The sequence below is a fragment of the Actinomadura madurae genome (genome assembly GCF_047130825.1).
In the GTDB taxonomy this organism is placed as follows: Bacteria; Actinomycetota; Actinomycetes; order Streptosporangiales; family Streptosporangiaceae; genus Spirillospora; species Spirillospora madurae.
In genome coordinates this window covers 5,760,531-5,777,679 of the sequence record NZ_CP083237.1, presented here as the reverse complement: position 1 = coordinate 5,777,679, position 17,149 = coordinate 5,760,531, and the positions used below count along the sequence as shown (strand labels likewise).

Annotated in this window: 15 protein-coding genes; 5 read left to right on the top strand and 10 right to left on the bottom strand. The window is 70.6% G+C overall.

What is annotated here, in order from left to right:
- Positions 1-30: 30 nt before the first annotated feature.
- Complete coding sequence (locus tag K8Z49_RS26095) at positions 31-909, top strand: LysR family transcriptional regulator (RefSeq protein WP_021592641.1); 879 nt, start codon at positions 31-33, stop codon at positions 907-909.
- Here K8Z49_RS26095 and K8Z49_RS26090 read toward each other — a convergent pair.
- From K8Z49_RS26090 to K8Z49_RS26045, 10 genes are all read right to left on the bottom strand, one after another.
- Complete coding sequence (locus K8Z49_RS26090; protein WP_412515453.1) at positions 899-3,838, bottom strand: right-handed parallel beta-helix repeat-containing protein; 2,940 nt, start codon at positions 3,836-3,838, stop codon at positions 899-901. The two genes, K8Z49_RS26095 and K8Z49_RS26090, sit on opposite strands and share 11 nt — an antisense overlap.
- Positions 3,839-3,908: 70 nt before the next feature.
- On the bottom strand, positions 3,909-4,526 hold the full coding sequence (locus K8Z49_RS26085; protein ID WP_412515452.1) for an alpha-ketoglutarate-dependent dioxygenase AlkB: 618 nt from the start codon (positions 4,524-4,526) through the stop codon (positions 3,909-3,911).
- A gap of 42 nt (positions 4,527-4,568) precedes the next feature.
- On the bottom strand, positions 4,569-6,503 hold the full coding sequence (locus K8Z49_RS26080) for an ABC1 kinase family protein (protein ID WP_021592644.1): 1,935 nt from the start codon (positions 6,501-6,503) through the stop codon (positions 4,569-4,571).
- Positions 6,504-6,633: 130 nt separating this feature from the next.
- Positions 6,634-7,500, bottom strand: a complete 867-nt coding sequence (locus K8Z49_RS26075) for a helix-turn-helix domain-containing protein (RefSeq protein WP_021592645.1) — start codon at positions 7,498-7,500, stop codon at positions 6,634-6,636.
- Positions 7,501-7,693: 193 nt separating this feature from the next.
- A complete protein-coding gene (locus K8Z49_RS26070; RefSeq protein ID WP_412515451.1) occupies positions 7,694-8,731 on the bottom strand; it encodes a helix-turn-helix domain-containing protein in 1,038 nt (345 codons plus the stop codon).
- A 16-nt stretch (positions 8,732-8,747) separates the two neighbouring features.
- Positions 8,748-9,389 carry a hypothetical protein gene (locus K8Z49_RS26065; RefSeq protein WP_075024535.1) on the bottom strand — a complete coding sequence of 214 codons (642 nt, stop codon included), beginning with the start codon at positions 9,387-9,389 and terminating at the stop codon, positions 8,748-8,750.
- A 40-nt stretch (positions 9,390-9,429) separates the two neighbouring features.
- Complete coding sequence (locus K8Z49_RS26060; protein ID WP_412515450.1) at positions 9,430-10,206, bottom strand: glutamate ABC transporter substrate-binding protein; 777 nt, start codon at positions 10,204-10,206, stop codon at positions 9,430-9,432.
- Between the two features lie 146 nt (positions 10,207-10,352).
- Positions 10,353-11,015 carry a hypothetical protein gene (locus tag K8Z49_RS26055; RefSeq protein ID WP_075024485.1) on the bottom strand — a complete coding sequence of 221 codons (663 nt, stop codon included), beginning with the start codon at positions 11,013-11,015 and terminating at the stop codon, positions 10,353-10,355.
- Positions 11,016-11,159: 144 nt separating this feature from the next.
- Positions 11,160-11,507, bottom strand: a complete 348-nt coding sequence (locus K8Z49_RS26050; RefSeq protein WP_412515449.1) for a hypothetical protein — start codon at positions 11,505-11,507, stop codon at positions 11,160-11,162.
- Between the two features lie 219 nt (positions 11,508-11,726).
- A complete protein-coding gene (locus tag K8Z49_RS26045; RefSeq protein WP_412515448.1) occupies positions 11,727-11,855 on the bottom strand; it encodes a DUF397 domain-containing protein in 129 nt (42 codons plus the stop codon).
- Between the two features lie 672 nt (positions 11,856-12,527).
- Between K8Z49_RS26045 and K8Z49_RS26040 the strand changes: the two genes are divergently transcribed.
- From K8Z49_RS26040 to K8Z49_RS26025, 4 genes are read left to right on the top strand one after another with little or no spacing between them, the layout of a single operon-like run.
- Positions 12,528-13,541, top strand: a complete 1,014-nt coding sequence (locus K8Z49_RS26040; RefSeq protein WP_075024486.1) for a sugar ABC transporter substrate-binding protein — start codon at positions 12,528-12,530, stop codon at positions 13,539-13,541.
- On the top strand, positions 13,538-15,064 hold the full coding sequence (locus K8Z49_RS26035) for a sugar ABC transporter ATP-binding protein (RefSeq protein WP_412515447.1): 1,527 nt from the start codon (positions 13,538-13,540) through the stop codon (positions 15,062-15,064). The genes K8Z49_RS26040 and K8Z49_RS26035 overlap by 4 nt, the downstream gene beginning before the upstream one ends.
- Entirely contained in the window at positions 15,061-16,092 is a 1,032-nt protein-coding gene (locus K8Z49_RS26030) for an ABC transporter permease (protein ID WP_412515446.1), read from the top strand. The genes K8Z49_RS26035 and K8Z49_RS26030 overlap by 4 nt, the downstream gene beginning before the upstream one ends.
- Positions 16,089-17,117 (top strand): ABC transporter permease, encoded by a 1,029-nt coding sequence (locus K8Z49_RS26025; RefSeq protein ID WP_412515445.1) that lies wholly within the window; start codon positions 16,089-16,091, stop codon positions 17,115-17,117. Before K8Z49_RS26030 ends, K8Z49_RS26025 begins: the two co-directional genes overlap by 4 nt.
- Positions 17,118-17,149 lie beyond the last annotated feature (32 nt).

Genomic DNA, 17,149 nt, shown 5'->3' with positions numbered 1-17,149 from the left:
GTCCAATGGCGGCCGTGATTACCATCGGTTATGGATGCGCATCTGCGGGATCTGCGGTACTTCGTGGCGGTCGCCGAGGAGTTGTCCTTCACCCGGGCGGCCGAGCGGCTCTTCGTGTCGCAGCCGGCGCTGAGCAAGCAGGTCAGGCAGCTGGAGGAGCAGCTGCGGGTGCGCCTGTTCGATCGCGACCGGCGGGCCGTCGCGCTGACGGCGGCGGGACGGGCCCTGCTCCCCGCGGCCCGCGACATGCTCTGCGGCTGGGACGAGGTCCAGCGGGCGGTGAGCGACGCGGCGGCGCGGGAGGCGTCCGTGCTGACCGTGGGCATGTCCACCAGCGTCGGGCGCGGCCTGATCGCGGACATGCGGGAGCGGTTCGCGGAGCGCCGTCCCACCTGGAGCATCCGGTTCCGCCAGGTCAACTGGGACGACCCCACGGCCGGCTTGGCGGACGGTGATGTCGATGTGGCGTTCGTGTGGCTGCCGGTCCCGCGCCAGGAGACGTTGAACATCCAGGTGGTCGCCGAGGAGCCGCGCTATGTCGCGTTCAGGGACGACCACCCGCTCGCCGGACGCGCGACCGTCGCGTTCGAAGAACTCCTGGACGAACCCTTCATCGCGCTTCCCGAGACCGCCGGCCCCTTACGCGACTTCTGGCTCGCTCTGGATGAGCGCGACGGAAGGCCCGTCCGGGTCGGCGCGACCGCCTCCAACGCCGACGAGACCTTCGCCGCCTTGGAGGACGGCAGCGGCATAGTGCTGATGGCGTCCGGCAACGTCGACATCTACCGGCGCCCGGGAGTTACCGCGATCCCGGTGACGGGACTGTCTCCGAGCCGGCTGGCTCTGGCGTGGCGTGCCGGCGACCACAGGAACGTGATCCGCGACCTGCTCCACACCGCTAAGACCTGACGTCCTCCGGCAGGAGTGTCGCGAGCTGCTCCGTGGTGAGCTCCGCACCGGAGTTGGCGAGTTGCTCGGTTCGGCGGGCGTGGGCGGTCACGGCGGCGCGGAAGAGCTTGTCGACCTCGCGGCCGTTGCCCTGCCGGAACCGGTCGTGGTTCGCCTTCAGGTGGACGGTGAGGGCCTGCCTGGTCGGGTCCGGGACGCGGTAGTCCGCCGCCTTGGCCTTGCCCAGGAAGATCGAGACGAGGCCGTCCACGCTGTAGGGGTGGAAGGTCAGCGTCCGGGCGAAACGCGAGGCGAGACCGGGGTTCGTGGCGAGGAATCCGTCCATCTCGGACGTGTATCCGGCCGCGATGACGATGACCTCGTCGCGGTGGTCCTCCATCAGCTTGACGAGCGTGTCGATGGCCTCCTGGCCGAAATCGTGGCCCGATCCCGAAGGACGCGACAGCGAGTACGCCTCGTCGATGAACAGCACACCGCCCCGCGCGCGCTCGAACACCTCCGCCGTCTTCTGCGCCGTCTGCCCGACGTACTGCCCGACCAGGTCCACCCGCGCGGCCTCGACGACCTGCCCCTGCGCGAGGACGCCGAGTGCGGCGAGCAGTTCCCCGTACAGGCGGGCCACGGTCGTCTTACCTGTTCCCGGGGGACCGGCGAAGATCAGGTGTCCGGTGAACGGCTCGGCCTCCAGCCCGGCGGCACGACGCCGCCGGGCCGAGGCGATCAGGTCCAGCAGGTCGCCGATGTCGCGTTTCACCTCGTCCAGGCCGGTCATCGCGGTCAGCCGGTCGAGGACGGTGCGCACCTGGCCCGGGTCCCGCGCCTCCCCGAACCGGGCGGCGAGGCCGGTCTCGACGTCGAGGTCCTCGGCGAGCAGCAGGGACAGCTCCTCGCCGGAGGGCAGCTCGTCCATGTCGGCGAAGCGCTGCGCCTGCCGCTCGACCGCCGCCTCGAACGTCCGGCGCGCCGCCCGGCCGTTGCCGAACGTCGCGTCCCGCTTCACCGACGCGAAGTGCTCCATGATCGCCTGCCGCGCGTCGTCGGCGAGCCGGTAGCCGTCCTTCTCCGCCTGCGCCGCGGTGATCTGGACGAGTTCGGCCGGGCTGTAGTTCTCGAACTCGACCGTCCGGGAGATCCGCGACTTCAGACCCGGGTTGGCGGCGAGGAATTCGCGCATCTCCGCCGAGTATCCGGCCGCGATGACGACGACCTCGTCGCGGTGGTCCTCCATCAGCTTGACGAGGGTGTCGATCGCCTCCTGCCCGAAGTCGGTGCCGGTCGTCGCGCGGGCCAGGGTGTAGGCCTCGTCGATGAACAGCACGCCGCCTCTGGCGCGGTCGAACGCCTCGGTCGTCTTCAGGGCCGTCCCGCCGACGTTCTCCGAGACGAGGTCGCCCCGGCTCACCTCGATGACCTGGCCCTTCTCGACCACGCCGAGCGCCGCCAGGATCCCGCCGTACAGCCGCGCGACGGTCGTCTTGCCCGTTCCGGGCGGGCCCGCGAACACCATGTGGCGGCCGATCGCCGGGCCGGGCGGCAGGCCCGCGAGGCGGCGCTGCTCGGCGACCTTCTGCAGGTTCGTCAGCTTCCGGATCTCGCGCTTGACGCCGGCGAGCCCGATCATCGCGTCCAGCTCGGCCAGCAGGACGTCCGCGGACGCGGTGCCGCCGGTCTGCGTCCGGGCGGGTTCAGGGGTCTTCTCGACCGGTGCCGCGGGTTCGCTGACCTGCGTGGTCACCGTGCTGGGGTTGTCTGGGTCGAGCTGGTCGGGCCGGCCGTTGCGGTCGCTCGTCAGCCCGTCGATGTCCACGGCGGCGCCGCGGGACACGAAGACGCCCGCTCCGCTGTTCTCCACCACCGTGCAGCGGCGGACGGTCAGCTCGCCGCCCGGCTCCACGCTCACCCCGGCCAGCCCGCTGCCGGTGATCGTCGTCCCGTCCAGCAGGGCGCGCGCTCCGGCGCCGAGCCCGGCGCCGACCCTCCCGGAGTCGGCGACGCGTCCCCGGACGACCGTGACGTTCGCCTGGTCGGTGAAGGACAGCCCGTTGGTCGACGCCCCGACGATCTCGCAGTCCTCCAGGAGCGCGACGCCCCTCTCGACGACCACGCCGGTGCGGCGCGGCGCGTCCATCGTGATCCGGCGGGCGGTCAGCGAACCGCCGGTCGCGACCCACAGCGCGTCCGCCCCGGCGCCGGCGATCAGGCAGTCCTCCGCGACCGCGTTGCCCTTCTCCACGGCGATCAGGGACGACTCGCCCGAGTCGTGGAAGGCGCAGTTGCGGACGGCCGCGTCCGCGCGGTCGTCGACCCGGATGCCGGCGCTCGCCGGGTTGCTGATCGTGCACTGCTCGATCAGCGGGCGCGACCCCTCGGTCACCCAGATGCCGTGCTGGCCCGCGTCGGTCACCCGGCACGACCGGATGGTCACCGTGCTGCCGCTGCGGATCGCCACCGCGTTGCCGTCCGTGCCGGAGACGGAGCTGCCCTCCATGACCCCGGAGGCGGCGCTGTAGACGACCGCGCCGTCCTGCACCTGGCACTCCCGCAGCGCCAGCCGCGCGCCCTGCGCCGCCCGCACCGCGAGGTCGGACCGGCTCACGAACTCGCACTGCTCCGCGAGGACGCTGCCCTCCGCGACCTCCAGCGCGAGGCCCTGGGCACTCCAGTTCCGGACGATCAGCCCCTGCAGCGTCACCTGCCCGGTGACCTCGATCGTGGCGTCGGTGGCGCCGTCCAGCGTCACCGTGCCGGGCCCGCCCACCGCCGTCAGGACGAAGTCGCCCGAACTGTGGAAGCCGGTGTTCGGATACAGCCCCGGCTCGATCAGGATGTGCCGCCCGGCCGGACCGTACACGGGCAGCGGCGCCTGCAGCGCGTCCAGCACCGTCCGATACGCCCCGGGGGAGGTCTGTGAAACGACCAGACGCAGCAACGGCCCTCCTCACGAATCACCGTAATGGTGCCATGAGGCGGCGGGCCCTCGCCCGTTTCCCCTCCCGGCTTCAGCGGACCCCGCGCGGCCTGAACTGGACGCTGATCCGGGCGCCCTTCACGCGGGTGCTCTTGGGGATCGCGTGTTCCCACGTCCGCTGGCAGCTCCCGCCCATCACGATGAGGTCGCCGTGGCCGAGTTCGTGCCGGATCGTCGGGCCGCCCCCGCGCGGGCGCAGCAGCAGGCTCCGCGGCGTGCCGACCGAGAGGATCGCCACCATCGTGTCGTGCGTCGCGCCCCGCCCGATCCTGTCGCCGTGCCAGGCCACGCTGTCGCGGCCGTCCCGGTACAGGCAGAGCCCGGCCGTGCGGAACGGTTCACCGAGCTCCTCGGCATAGTGCTCGTTGAGCGCCGCCTTCGCCTCGTCCAGGACGGGATCGGGCAGTTCGTCGTCCTCGTCGTAGAACGCCAGCAGGCGAGGGACGTCCACGACCTTCTCGTACATGCGCCGGCGTTCCGCGCGCCACGGGACACCGTCCAGGAGACGCTCGAAGAGCGCGTCCGCCGCGGGGATCCAGGTGGGCAGGACGTCCACCCAGGCGCCGTGCGCCAGCCGGGTCCGCCGCGCCGACCGCAGCGGGCGAGGTCCGCGCTCGTCGGTGTCGTCCAGCAGCGACCCTTGGAACATGCCCCCACTGTATCCAGCGGGTCAAACATGTGTTCGATCATGTCACCGGCGGAAGATCACCGCCAGCACGCGCAGGGACAGCACCGAGCAGATCACCAGCCCGCAGTAGCCGAAGAACTGGAACAGGGAGACCTCCGGCGTCATGGCCGGGCCGTCGTCCAGGCCGAGCAGCATCACCGCCATCACCCCGGCCGTCGAGGCGAGGACGGTGAGCAGCACCTGCTGGAGGAGGCCGGTGACCGTCCGCCGGTCCGCCTCGTCCGCGAACAGCCGGACGTTCATGGTCAGCCGGCCGGCCTCCGCGGCGGCCGCGATGCGGTCGAGGCGGCGCGGGAGCCGGCGCAGCATCGGCATCAGGCTGACCAGCTCGTCGCTCGCGGCCTCCTGGAGGGACGCGGGCCGCAGCCGCTCCCGCAGGTAGGTCTCGCCGAACGCCTGCGCCTCCTGGACGATGCCGAAGCCCGGCGCCAGCTCCGTCAGCCCGCCCTCCAGCGTCGCGAGCGCCCGGAACACCGCCGCGATCTCCGCCGGGACGGCCAGGTCGAACCGCGCGACCAGCCGGAACAGGTCGGTGAACATCGTCATGTCCGGGGTGGTGCCGGGGCCGAGGTGGCGGGCCATGAAAGCGCCGAGCGCGCGGGCGAGGGCCTGCTCGTCCAACTCGTCGGGGCGGGCCGTGAACTCCAGGAACGCGTCCGTCACGGCGACCGCGTCGCCCCGGTTCATCGCGATGAGCATCCGCTGCAGGCCGCCGCGGAGCTCGCTGTCGAGCCGCCCGACGGACCCGAAGTCGATCAGGCCGAGGCGGCCGTCGTCGAGCAGCAGGATGTTGCCCGGGTGCGGGTCGGCGTGGAACACCCCGTCCAGGACGATCTGCCGCAGGACGGTGTCGAGGAGGGTGTTCGCGAGCTTCGTCCGGTCCACGCCCCGGGCGTCGATGCGCGGGCCCGCCTTGCCGAGCGCGACCCCGTTCAGGCGCTGCATGACGAGGACACGGCTCGTGCACAGGTCGTCGTAGGGGCGCGGGATGACGACGTCGCCGCCGCGCGCGGTCGCCGCCACGGACGCCATGTTGCGCGCCTCGACGCGGAAGTCGAGCTCCTCGCGCAGCGCCTCGGCGAACCCGTGCGCGAGATCGACGACGCCGAACGCCCTGGCCCATCCGGCGCGGTCGTGCAGCGTCCGGGCGAGGCGGCCGACGATGTCCAGGTCGCGCTCCACGACCGCGCGGACGCCCGGCCGCTGGACCTTGACGACGACCTCCTCGCCCGACCGGAGCGTGGCCGCGTGCACCTGCGCGACGGACGCGGCGGCGAGCGGCGTGCGGTCGAAGGCGGCGAACACCTCGCCCGGGTCGCCCAGCTCCCGCCGGAGCACGCGCTCGATCTCCGGCCACGGGACGGGCGTCGCGCGGTCCTGGAGCCGCCCGAGCTCCTGGACGAACTCCGCCGGCAGGACGTCCCGCCGCGTCGACAGGACCTGCCCGAGCTTCACGAACACGACACCGCCCTGCTCCAGGGCATGGGTGAACGAGCGCGCCGTGTGCGGGTTCGGCTTGGCGCGTCCCCGCAGGTAGGGGCCGAGGCCGTGGCGGAGGAAGATGAACGAGATCCGCCGGTACCGGCGCGTCCGCGCCATCCGCGACCGGACGCCGCCGAACCACGCCAGCGGGGACGGGACGGTCCCGGACGGGACGAACGCCTCCCACAGCACCAGGGTCGTCATCGAGACCAGCAGCGCGCAGGCGAACCCGAGGCAGACGAACCAGAGCAGCGGCGTCACCTCACGGCGGTCGCCGAGGTCGCCGATCAGCGCCGTGATGATCGGGCTCGCGACGCCCTGCCCGAGCGCGCCGGCCACCACCGTCCTGAACAGGGAGAACCGGACGTTGAGGAGCCGCCTCGCCCCGTACGCCATGACCCACGTGTTGATCGCCGTTCCGCTGATGAACGCGACGACCGCCGCCGAACTGTTCACTTTCCTACCGCCCGCAGAATCGCTTGCCCGTCGCGGCGACGCTACGGAGCGGGGAACCGGGCCCGCCTCCCGCCCGCGGGGGAGCCCGCTCGCCCCGGCGGGTGATCACCGGCCGGGCGGCGGCGCGCGGTCAGAGGTCGCGCAGGAGACCTCGGAGCAACGAGGCGGTGCGGGTGGGACGGGCCGCGCGGATCGCGAGCAGATCCATGATCCGTTGGTAGCGGAAGGCCTCCTCGCCTTCCGGGTAGCGCGCGCCGGTCAGCTGCTCCAGGTAGATCACGTCCTCCAGGTCGTGCTCGGCGAACCGGACGATCGTGATCGGACCGCCCAGCGCCAGATGCCCGCCCGCGGAGAACGGCAGCACCTGGAGTTTCACGTTGTGCATGCCCTCCGACACCGCGATCAGGTGCTCGATCTGGCCGCGCATCGTGTCCGGCCCGCCGATCGGCCGCCGCAGCGCCGCCTCGTCGATCACCGCCCACAGGGTCGCCGCGCCGGTCTGCCGGTGCAGGATCTCCTGCCGCCGCATCCGCACGTCGAGACGCCGTTCGAAACCCTCGTACGCCGCGTCGTGGTATTCGAGCCCGATTACGGAGCGCGCATAATCGCGCGTTTGCAGCAGGCCCGGAATATATTGCACCTCGTAACAGCGAATTGTCGCCCCCGACTGTTCGAGGCCGAGATACTGCTCGAACCAGCTCGGCACGACATCGCTGTAGCTCTGCCACCAGCCGGGTTTGCGCGCCTCCTCGACGAGCTCGACGAAACTCGCGCGCTCGTCCTCGTCGTCGACGCCGTAGAGGGTGAGCAGGTCGAGCACGTCCCGGACCTTGAAGCCGTGTCGTCCCAGCTCAAGTCGGCTCATCTTGGACGCCGACCCGTGGATGGCCTCGCCCGCCTCCACCCGGCTGAGGCCCCTGTCCTCGCGCAGGCGTCGTAACCGCGCGCCGATCTGCATGCGCAGCGCGGTCGGGCCCGCCTCCCGATTGTCCAGCACAAGATCTCCAGCGTCCGCATACGTCCGTCCCGGCGACTCCCCGGGAGGGTCTCACAACTAATGGCGAGTGTGCAGGAGACCTCCGGACAGAGATATATAACTCGGTGTGCGCGTTGTACAAATCACATCATCGTGTTAAACGGGTTCCTAAAGGACCGTTCCATTGACCCAGAGACGGCAGGGGCTGCCGGGTTCAGCGGTGCGGGACCAGGAGGTCGAGATCGGCCCGGGTCACCCGGGAGCGCTCGGCCACCTCGTCCCGGTCCACCCCGGCCTGGCCGACGATCTCGATCGCGCGGGTCAGCATGGTCGGCCGCTCCAGCCCCCGGGCCGGGCCCGGCTCGCGCCGCCGCCAGCCCCGCGCGCTCATCGCGCTCATCGCGTTCCGGTACGCGGACTCCTTCATGATCCCGAGCGTCCGCGCGCGGTAAAGGAGCGCGGCCATGCTGACACCCCAGGTGCTCTTCAGCGACGCCAGCCGCTCCCAGTCGGGCGTCGGCGGGAGTTCGGCGGCGATGCCCTCCTCGGGCATGAGGAACTCGGCGGCGAACCGGTGCGCCTGGTCCTCGACGATCTTCTCTCCGGGCTCGGCGTCGGCGTGCATCACGAGATGGCCCAGCTCATGGGCCCCGTCGAACCGGTTCCGCCAGTAGTCGCCCTTGGCCGGGTTGAAGAACACCATCGGCCGCGGGTGGACGCCCACGCTGAACGCGTCGACCCGCTCGGCGGCCTCCGGCAGGACGAGGACGATCACGCCGTGCGACTCCAGCAGCCTGACGACGTGCGGCACCGGGCCCGGCTGGTCGAGCAGGGCCTTCCTGGTCAGCCGGGCCGCCTCGACGGGACCGGGACCGGCGATCTCGTCCGGTGAGACCGGGTACTCGGGCAGGGCCACCTCGGGGAAGTCGACGTGCTCCTCCAGGGCGGCGACGACGTCGGTGGCGATCCGCCCGTAGGCCAGCGCCTGGTCGCGCTCGATCTGGCTGGTCGATCGCAGTGACCGGAAGTGGGCACCGTCCATGGAGACGGGGCTGCGCCCGGTGTGGAAGAACTCGACCGGCACGCCGAGCGCGATCGCCAGCCGCCGCAGGGTCGTCTCCTCGGGCTTCTGGACGCCCGCCTCGTACTGCCCGATCGCCTTCGGTGTCGTCCCGACGGCCATGGCGAGCTGGTTCTTGCGCAGCCCCCGGAGGCGCCGGGCAAGCGTCAGCCGCTCGCAGTCGAACAGCACCCTGCGCCACCCTTTGCTAGGCCGTTCTCGTCTCCCCGCGAAGCCGCATGGGCACGTCTCGTTCATCGTCGCCCCAGAGCGGCATCGTCCGCTCGACGAGCTTACGACGTGGATCGGCGCCGATGGTGTCGTCCAGAGGTTTCACCCAGTGCCAAGCCGTGCCGCCGTCCGCGTTCCACCTGGGACGTCCCAGGAAGAGCTCCATTTCCAGCGGCTCCTCACTGGCACTGTGCGCGAGCACGAGCGTCACCACGCCGGGCGTGTCGCTGTGGCCGATTCCGAGCGGGAGCGCCAGCTGCGGGTCGTCGAGGTAGCTCTGCTGCGCGACGGACTGCTTGGTGGGGCTGTCGCGATCCCACCGGATGCCCCGCACGTTGCCGAACTCGTGGTGCTTGAGCAGGACGCGGTAGCGCCCGTACCGCCACCCGGGCGACCCGTTCAGATCGTCCCGCGTTACCAGGGGCTCGCCCTCGAAGATCCGGTCTATCTGCGAGGTGAGGACGTCGAAGGCGCTGACCCCGTAGGACCGCTCCGTGAACCCCGCCGCCCGGCTCAGCCCGCCGAACACGGCCAGCGTCGCTTCGCGGTGGGCCTCCCGGAGCGCGTGCAGAAACCCCACCTGGAGCAACTCTCCCCAGACAACCTGCTCCTCAGCCATACCCTCGACCCTAACGACCGCCACCGACACTCCAGCGGGGTCACTCCGTGCAGCCCTCGAACTGCGGGACGGTTCCGACCAGCGTGATCCCGCTGCGCCCGAACCATTTCTTGAGCAATTGGCCGGCCGTCCCGTCCTGATACATCGTCGTGAGGGCGTGGTTCACCCGCTCGCACCCCTCGACATCGCGCTTCCGCATTCCTACGCCGTAACGCTCGTCCGTGAAGGGCGCGTTGATGATTCTCAAATCCGGCGCCGCGAACCCGGCCAGCACGAGATCTCCGGTGGACACCGCGTCGACCGCCCCGCCCCGCAGTTTCGCGACGCAGTCGCTGTAGGACGACCCGGGGACGAGCCGCGCCGGAACGCTCAACCCGGTCACCACACGCTCGGTCGACACCGACCCGCTCGCCTCGCACATCTTCCGCCCCGCGAGATCGCGCACCCCCCGAATCCGAGCCTCGCCACGCCGCACCATGACGTCCTGATGGGCGACGTAGTACGGCCCGCCGAACGTCACGAGCTTGGCCCTATCGGGGGTGATCGAGTAGGACGCCAGGACGAGGTCGACCACGTGATCCTTGAGCTTCCGCTCCCGGTCGTCCGACCTGACCTCCCGGAATTCGACCCGGGACGCACCGAGATGCCGGGCGATGTAGCGGCCCACATCGACCTCGAATCCCTGGAAAACCCCGTCCTTCCTCAGCCCGAGTCCGGGTTGGTCGGCCTTCACCCCGACGACGATGACCTCTCCTCCGCCGATCGAGGCCCCGGCGTTCGCGCACGCCACAACACCGAAGGACAAGAGCAGAAGCACGAGAATGGCACGCACACCCCATGGCTAACGCCGCGGTCGGGCCACCAGATGAACACGGAACGACGTCAGGTGAACCTATCGGCCAAAGGCCTGGTGGCCGCCGCAGGCTTTCGCCCGCGACGGCCATCCGACGCCCCCGCGTCCACTCAGCTCCGCGCGCCCTGGGGCAGCGGAACGGCACTTCGCCTGCCTCGGAGCGTGACGATGCCCATCATGAGCAGCCAGTAGCTGAGGATGGCGCCCATCGAGGCCGTCGTCCCCCACCCATTGGCGGCGTAGAAGAACGAAGGCTCGTTGCCGAAGAAGAGCGACGGGATGAAGGCGAAGTTGACGAGCGCCAGCACGTAGGCGGACGTCCCGGTCCAGCGCGGCAGCGCACCGGTTTTCATGACGGCATATCCGAGTGCGACGAGGAAGAACCCCAGGAGCATCCGCCCAATGGATCCGTACAGGATGTAAGTCCCGCTGACGATGATCGTGGGGTCGATCGCCTGATCGGCCTCGATGACGGCGCCGGCCTCCAGCCCACTCGACACCAGAGTGACGACGACGTAGGCGACTCCGGTCGTGAACGCGAGATTCCCGACCCACTCGTACCGCGGGTCGACGCTCTTGACGAACTCCCGGAAGCCGGTCACGAAGATGAGCAGGAATCCCAGCGCGAGAATCCCGATCAGGAGCCGGCTGAGAACATTGGCGTCCGGCGGCGGCCCCGAGTAAACGAAGTACAGCGGAACCTCGACGATGAATGCCGCGGCGGCGGCGAGGCACGACCATCCGGTGAGGCGGCGAGCAAGAACCGTGTCCACGAGAAACCCTTCTGAGTCGGTATCTGCGGTGAACACTCTGCCGGGACGTCCATAACCCCGTCCGTGGGCATGCCCCCCTCTTTCAGGTGGACTTATCTCTACCTCTACGCCCGCCGCCCCTCCATTTCGGCGGCGTGGCCGTTCTCACTTCGCCTTGCGACTCCGCCGCCGCTGCACGCTCTTAACCGGTGCGGCCTTGCCCTCCGCGACGAACCGCTCATGCTGCTGCCACCCCTGAAGCCATTTCCACCCGGACCCGAAAGCCGCCGTGGTCGCAGCGACCATGAACGTGGTCACCTGCGTCTCATCAAGATCCGCCCCGGGCACAAGCTGCGCGACGACCTCGGCCAGCCACCCGGCCGCAACGGCGAACACAGGAGTGAACAAGGCAACCCCGCGCCCCAACCACGAAGCCTCCGCCCTCACCTCGTCCGGGCCCTCGCCATCCTTCGCCGGGACGTCCTCAAGAGCACTCTCAACCACAGCAACCACACCTCAACACGCTGGGAGCGGCCAGTCACCGGTCGCCACCCTCCGACCAACCTCAACGCCCAAGAATGCCGCGCCACCCAACCACCCGCCCCCAGAACTCCCAACACCGGAAGCGCCCGAGGTCATGTGGACGCCTCACTTCTGGACGGTGAAAGATGCGTCCGGTGTGCACCACGACGCGCACCCATGGCGCGACCGATACCGCCCCTGACCCGCGTCTCAGCGCAGCTTCTCAAGGCCCCGGACGAGCGCGGCGAACGCCTCACTGGTGAAAGTCAGATGGCCGCCATCGGGATCCTTGCCGTCCCGCACCCCAACTACGCCCGCAAAAGCGCGACCTCCACACATTCGCCGCCCTGGTCGCCGCCCTGGTCGGTGCCCCTCGTGCTCTTGCGCCATACGGGGGCATTTCCGCCGAGCCTGGCGCTGGTGTACCTGCGCTGCAAGCGCTGCCCGTCGCGCGGTACAAGACCCACCTCATCTTGGATGCACACTCGCGCCGATCGACCGGCTCTCCGGTGCGGGCGACCGGCTGTACTGCTACGCCGACAAGGGCCATGTCGGCGGCCCTCACCCCGTATCGGTGGCCGCCACCGCCCACGCCATCACCGCGGTCCGCGTCGCGTCGACAACCGTCCGCGCCGCGTGCGGAGCATGAGATGACCGTCCTGTTCATGTCGGCTCCGGCTCGCCCGCTTGGGCGGGACGGGTGAGCCGGCCGTTCGCGAGGCGGGCTGGAGTGCCGCATGATCTTCGTGGCGAGAGCGGCGTAGGCGATGCCGGTGGCGGCTTGGCGCCGTCGGTGACCAGATCAGCAGGGGCAGACGGCGATGATCCCTCTACCCCTGACCCACAGCCCTTCCTAGGTCCGGAAGTGGACGTACAGCGGCGCCAACCGACTCCACCTCGCAGGATGCCGTGCCGTCGTGTGAGCACTGTGAGCCTTGACACAGCCATCCGCGTTGGTGACTATGCGCTTATTCAGTTATCGGTCTCCCTCTATCAAGAGTCGAGGAGCCCATGTTCCGCATCACCACTTCGCTCCGCGCCGGTCTCGCCGCCGGCGTGCTCGGGCTGACCCTGCTGGCCACCGCGTGCGGGGGCCAGTCGGGCTCCGCAGGCACCTCGGGGAAGTCGCTTGAGGGCAAGACGATCGCTCTGGTCGGTTACGGGAAGTCCAATCCGTGGGGCGCCTACTACAACAAGGTGTTCGGGGACCGGCTGGCGTCCACCGGCGTCAAGATCAACGACCTGACGACGATGGACCCGGGCACCCAGGTCCAGAAGTTCAACCAGGCCGTCGCGCAGAAGCCGGATCTGATCGTCACCGCGATGCTCGACACCAAGGCGATGGTGGTGCCGATCAAGAAGGCGAAGACCGCCGGGATCCCGGTGCTCGCCGTCGACGGCCGTCCCGACCCCGCGGTCGCCGGCGACGTCATGGCGGTGCTCTCCGACAACGAGAAGCTCGGCGAGTTCGCCGCGCAGAACATCATCGAAGGTCTGAAGGCGCAGGGCCGCACTTCAGGGAGCATCATCGTCCTCACCGGCACCAAGTCCATGCTCGTCACCCAGGACCGCATGAAGGGCTTCAACCGCGTGATGGCGACCGCGCCGCAGTACAAGGTCGTCGACGAGCAGGACGCCAACTGGGACCCGCAGCTTTCCGGCACCATCGCCCGGCAACTCCTCGCCAAGCACGGCAAGGACGGGGTGCAGGCCGCGTACGGCATGGCCGACTACATGGCCCTGCCGATCATCCAGGCGGCCACGCAGGCGGGCTTTCCGGTCGGCGGCAAGAAGGGACTGGTCGTCACCGGCAGCAACTGCTTCAAGGCCGGTATTGACGCGATCAAGGCGGGCCGGCTCTACGGCACGGCCACCGAGGATCCCGGCACGATCGCCGCGCAGACCGCCGACTACGTCGTCCGGTTCCTGACGGACAAGAACCCGCCGCGGCAGGAGATCGTCAAGGAGGAGCGGATCACCGCGGCGAACGTGGCCCAGCAGGCCGAGAAGTGCAGCCACGCGTGAGCGGAGCGGAAACGGGGCGGGCCTCCGGCGGCACCGAGGTGCGCGTCGAAGGCCTGGCCCGTTCGTTCAACGGCGTGCCGGCGGTCCGGGACGTCTCCTTCACCGTCGGGCCTGGCGAGATCCACGGCCTGTGCGGCCACAACGGCGCGGGCAAGAGCACCGTGGTGCGGATGCTGTCGGGAGAACTGGCGGCCGACGCCGGACGCATCGTCATCGGCGGGGACGAGGTCGTGCTGCGCAGCCGCCAGGCCGCCCAGCGCGCGGGTGTGGCGCTGGTCGACCAGGAGCTGAGCGTCGTCCCGGCGCTGACCGTGCTGGAGAACGTGCTCCTCGGCGACATCGACGCACCCTTCGTCAACCGGAGGCGCAAGGCGGCGGCGCGCTGCCGCCGGATCCTGGACGACATGGGCCTGAAGCACATCAGCCCTGACCAGCCGCTGTCGGCGCTCGGCATCGGCACCCGGCAGCTGGTCGAGATCGCCAAGGCGCTGAGCCAGAACGCCCGGCTGGTGATCCTGGACGAGCCCACGGCCACGCTCAGCGACGCCGAGAGCGCATTCGTGTTCGCGGCGATCCGGCGGGTCGCCGCCACCGGCTGCTCGGTCATCTTCGTCTCGCACCGGCTGTCGGAGGTGCTGGAGCTGTGCGACTCGGTGACCGTCCTGCGCGACGGCCGCGAGGTCGCCACGACCCCGGCGAAGGACCTGACGGTGGACGAGCTGATCGTGCAGATGCTCGGCGAGGCGCCTCACCGTCCCGCGGCCGTGCGCGAGCCCGCCCGGGACCTCGCGCACGCGCTGCGGGTCGAGCACCTGCGCGTGCCCGGACGCCTGGGCGACTTCGCCCTCACCGCGCAGGCGGGCGTCATCTACGCACTGGCAGGACAGCTCGGCAGCGGCGCGTCCGACGTCCTGCGCGCCCTGGCGGGCCTGCACCCCAAGGCGACCGGAACCGTCGAGCTGCACGGCAGGCCGGTTCCGTTCCGCGACCCGGTCGGCGCCGCGCGCGGCGGCATCGCCTTCGTGTCCAACAACCGCAAGTCCGAGGGCCTGTTCCGGGACAAGTCCGTCGCGTCCAACCTCGTCGCGACCCGACTTCCCCGCCTGGGCAGGGGCGGCGTCCTGCGGCCACGGCGTGAGCGCCTCGCCGCCCGGTCGCTCGCCGAGCGGTCGGGCCTGCCGCGGCACCGGCTCGGCCATCGCGTGGGGACCCTGAGCGGCGGAAACCAGCAGAAGGCATTCGTCGGCCGGTGCCTGGAACGCGAGGACGTTCGCGCCCTGCTGCTGGACGAGCCCACCCGCGGCGTCGACATCGGCGGACGGGCGGCGATCCACCGGCTGCTCCGCCAGGCCGCCGACTCCGGGCTCGTGGTCATCTTCGCGTCCACCGAGCTGGAGGAGCTGCTCGAACTGGGCGATGTGATCGTCACGATGCGCGACGGCCGGACGGTGAACCGCTACCAGGGCGACGCCGAGAGCGCGCAGCTGATGCGCGACATGACCTACGGAGCAGGGGAAGCATGAGGAGCGTTGACGACCCCTCCGGCGGCGCGGCGACGGCCGCGCCGGACCCGCGGCGGCCCGATGGCGCCGCCGATCCCGCGCCGGTCACGGGCGTGTCCGGGAGGTGGCGGCCGAGCGCGTTCGACATCGGCCCCGCCGTCCTGGTGCTGCTGCTCGTCGCGCTGGCCGTGACGACACCGCGGTTCTTCAGCGCCGACAACGTCCGCGCGATCCTCGCCTCATCGGCCTTCGTCGGCATCACCGCCATCGGCGCCACCCTGGTGATGATCTCCGGATCCGTGGTGTCGCTGGCCACCGCGCAGACCGCGACCGTCGTGGCGATGCTCTTCCTGAGCACGCAGCAACTGGGCCTCGCGGTCTCCCTGCTGATCGCGCTCGCGGCTGGAGTCGCGCTCACCGCGTTGCAGGGCGCGGTCATCGGCTCCTGGAACGCCAACCCGATCGTGCTGACCATCGCCGCCGGGTTCGCGCTCGGCGGCGCGGCCACCTGGTTCAGCGACGGGACGACGGTCTACCCGGAGAGTAAGGCGTTCGACGCGCTGAACGCCACACCGCTGGCCCTCCCCCTGGCCGTGTACGTTCTGCTCGCCGTCGCCGTCCTCGCGGAGTGGACGTTGCGCCGCACGACCGCCGGGCGGCAGATGTACCTGGTGGGGGAGAACCGGGACGCGGCACGCGCGGCCGGGCTGCCCGCCGGGCGGGTGACCGTGATCGCGTGGGCCTTCTTCGGCGCGTGCATCGCGCTGACCGGGGTGTTCCTCGCCTCGTTCCACACCTCCGCCACGGTGACGCTGGGCGGCACGCTCTCGCTCGATGCCATCGCGGCGGTGCTGCTGGGCGGTACCGCGATCGCCGGTGGACGAGGGACCGCCCTGCAGACCCTGGGCGGCGCGGTGCTGATCTCCGTCATCTCGGACGTGCTTCTGCTGCGCGGGTTCTCCACCGGCGTGCAGATCCTCGTGAAGGGAATCCTCGTGCTCGCCGTCGTCACCTTCGTGTACCTGCGCGCCACCAAGGGCCGCCGATGACCCGCCGTCGGCTTGCCGCGCCTGACCGTCTGATCCCCGCGGTCTCCCTGTTCGCGGTGCTGGTCCTTTTCGCGTGCTCGCCGATGGTGAGCGGCGAGGCCCTGGAGACGTTCGACGTCTACAACGCGCTGCAGGGCTTCGCCCAGCTGGGTCTGCTGGCCCTCGCGCTCGGGATCACGATGATCGCGGGCGAGTTCGACCTGTCGGTCGCCGGGACCTACGCGTTCGGTGGCATGCTCGCCGTCCAGGTCGGCGGGACGGCCCCCGTCCTGGGTGTGCTGGCGGCCGTGGCCGCGGGCGCCGCCATCGGCGCGCTGCAGGGCGGGTTGATCGCGCGGCTCCGGATCCCGTCCATTCCCGTCACGCTCGCGACCTACATCGCGTTGCTGGGGCTGGCTTACACGATGTCCGGCGGCCAGAGCAAGACCTTCGCCAACGACGGTGCGACGCTGTGGGTCGACCAGACCATCGCCGGGATCTTCTCGCCCCGCAGCCTGATCACGCTCGCGGCCTTCCTCATCGCCGCGCTCGTCCTGGGCTACACCAAGCTGGGACGCGAACTGCGCGCCATCGGCAGCGACCGCCGGGCCAGCCGCGTCGCGGGCGTCAACGTGGACCGGCGGATCGTTGGGATCTTCGCGCTGTCGGGGATGCTGGCCGCTCTGGGCGGTGCCCTGCTCAGCTACAGCCTCGCGTCGGCCAACCCCGACCCGGGCCTGCAACCGCTGATCCTTGCCGCTGTGGCCGCCCTGGTGGGCGGCGTGTCCCTGGCAGGTGGCCGTGGAGCTCCGCTCGGGCTGCTGGCCGGTGCGCTGTCGGTGGCCCTGCTCGCACAGGTCGTCGCGGTCACCGCCATGCCCGACTACTTCACCCAGTTGCTCTACGCTGCCCTGCTCGGAGCGATCGTGGCCATCGAGAGCCCCGGACTGCATCAGGCGATGGACCGGCTCCGAGCCCACCGCGCGGACGCGATGCTTCACCCGCCGACGGAAACGGTCAGCGCTGTCAAGGGAGGACGAGAATAACGGAAGCGACGACCGTGGGTGAAGGTGGACGG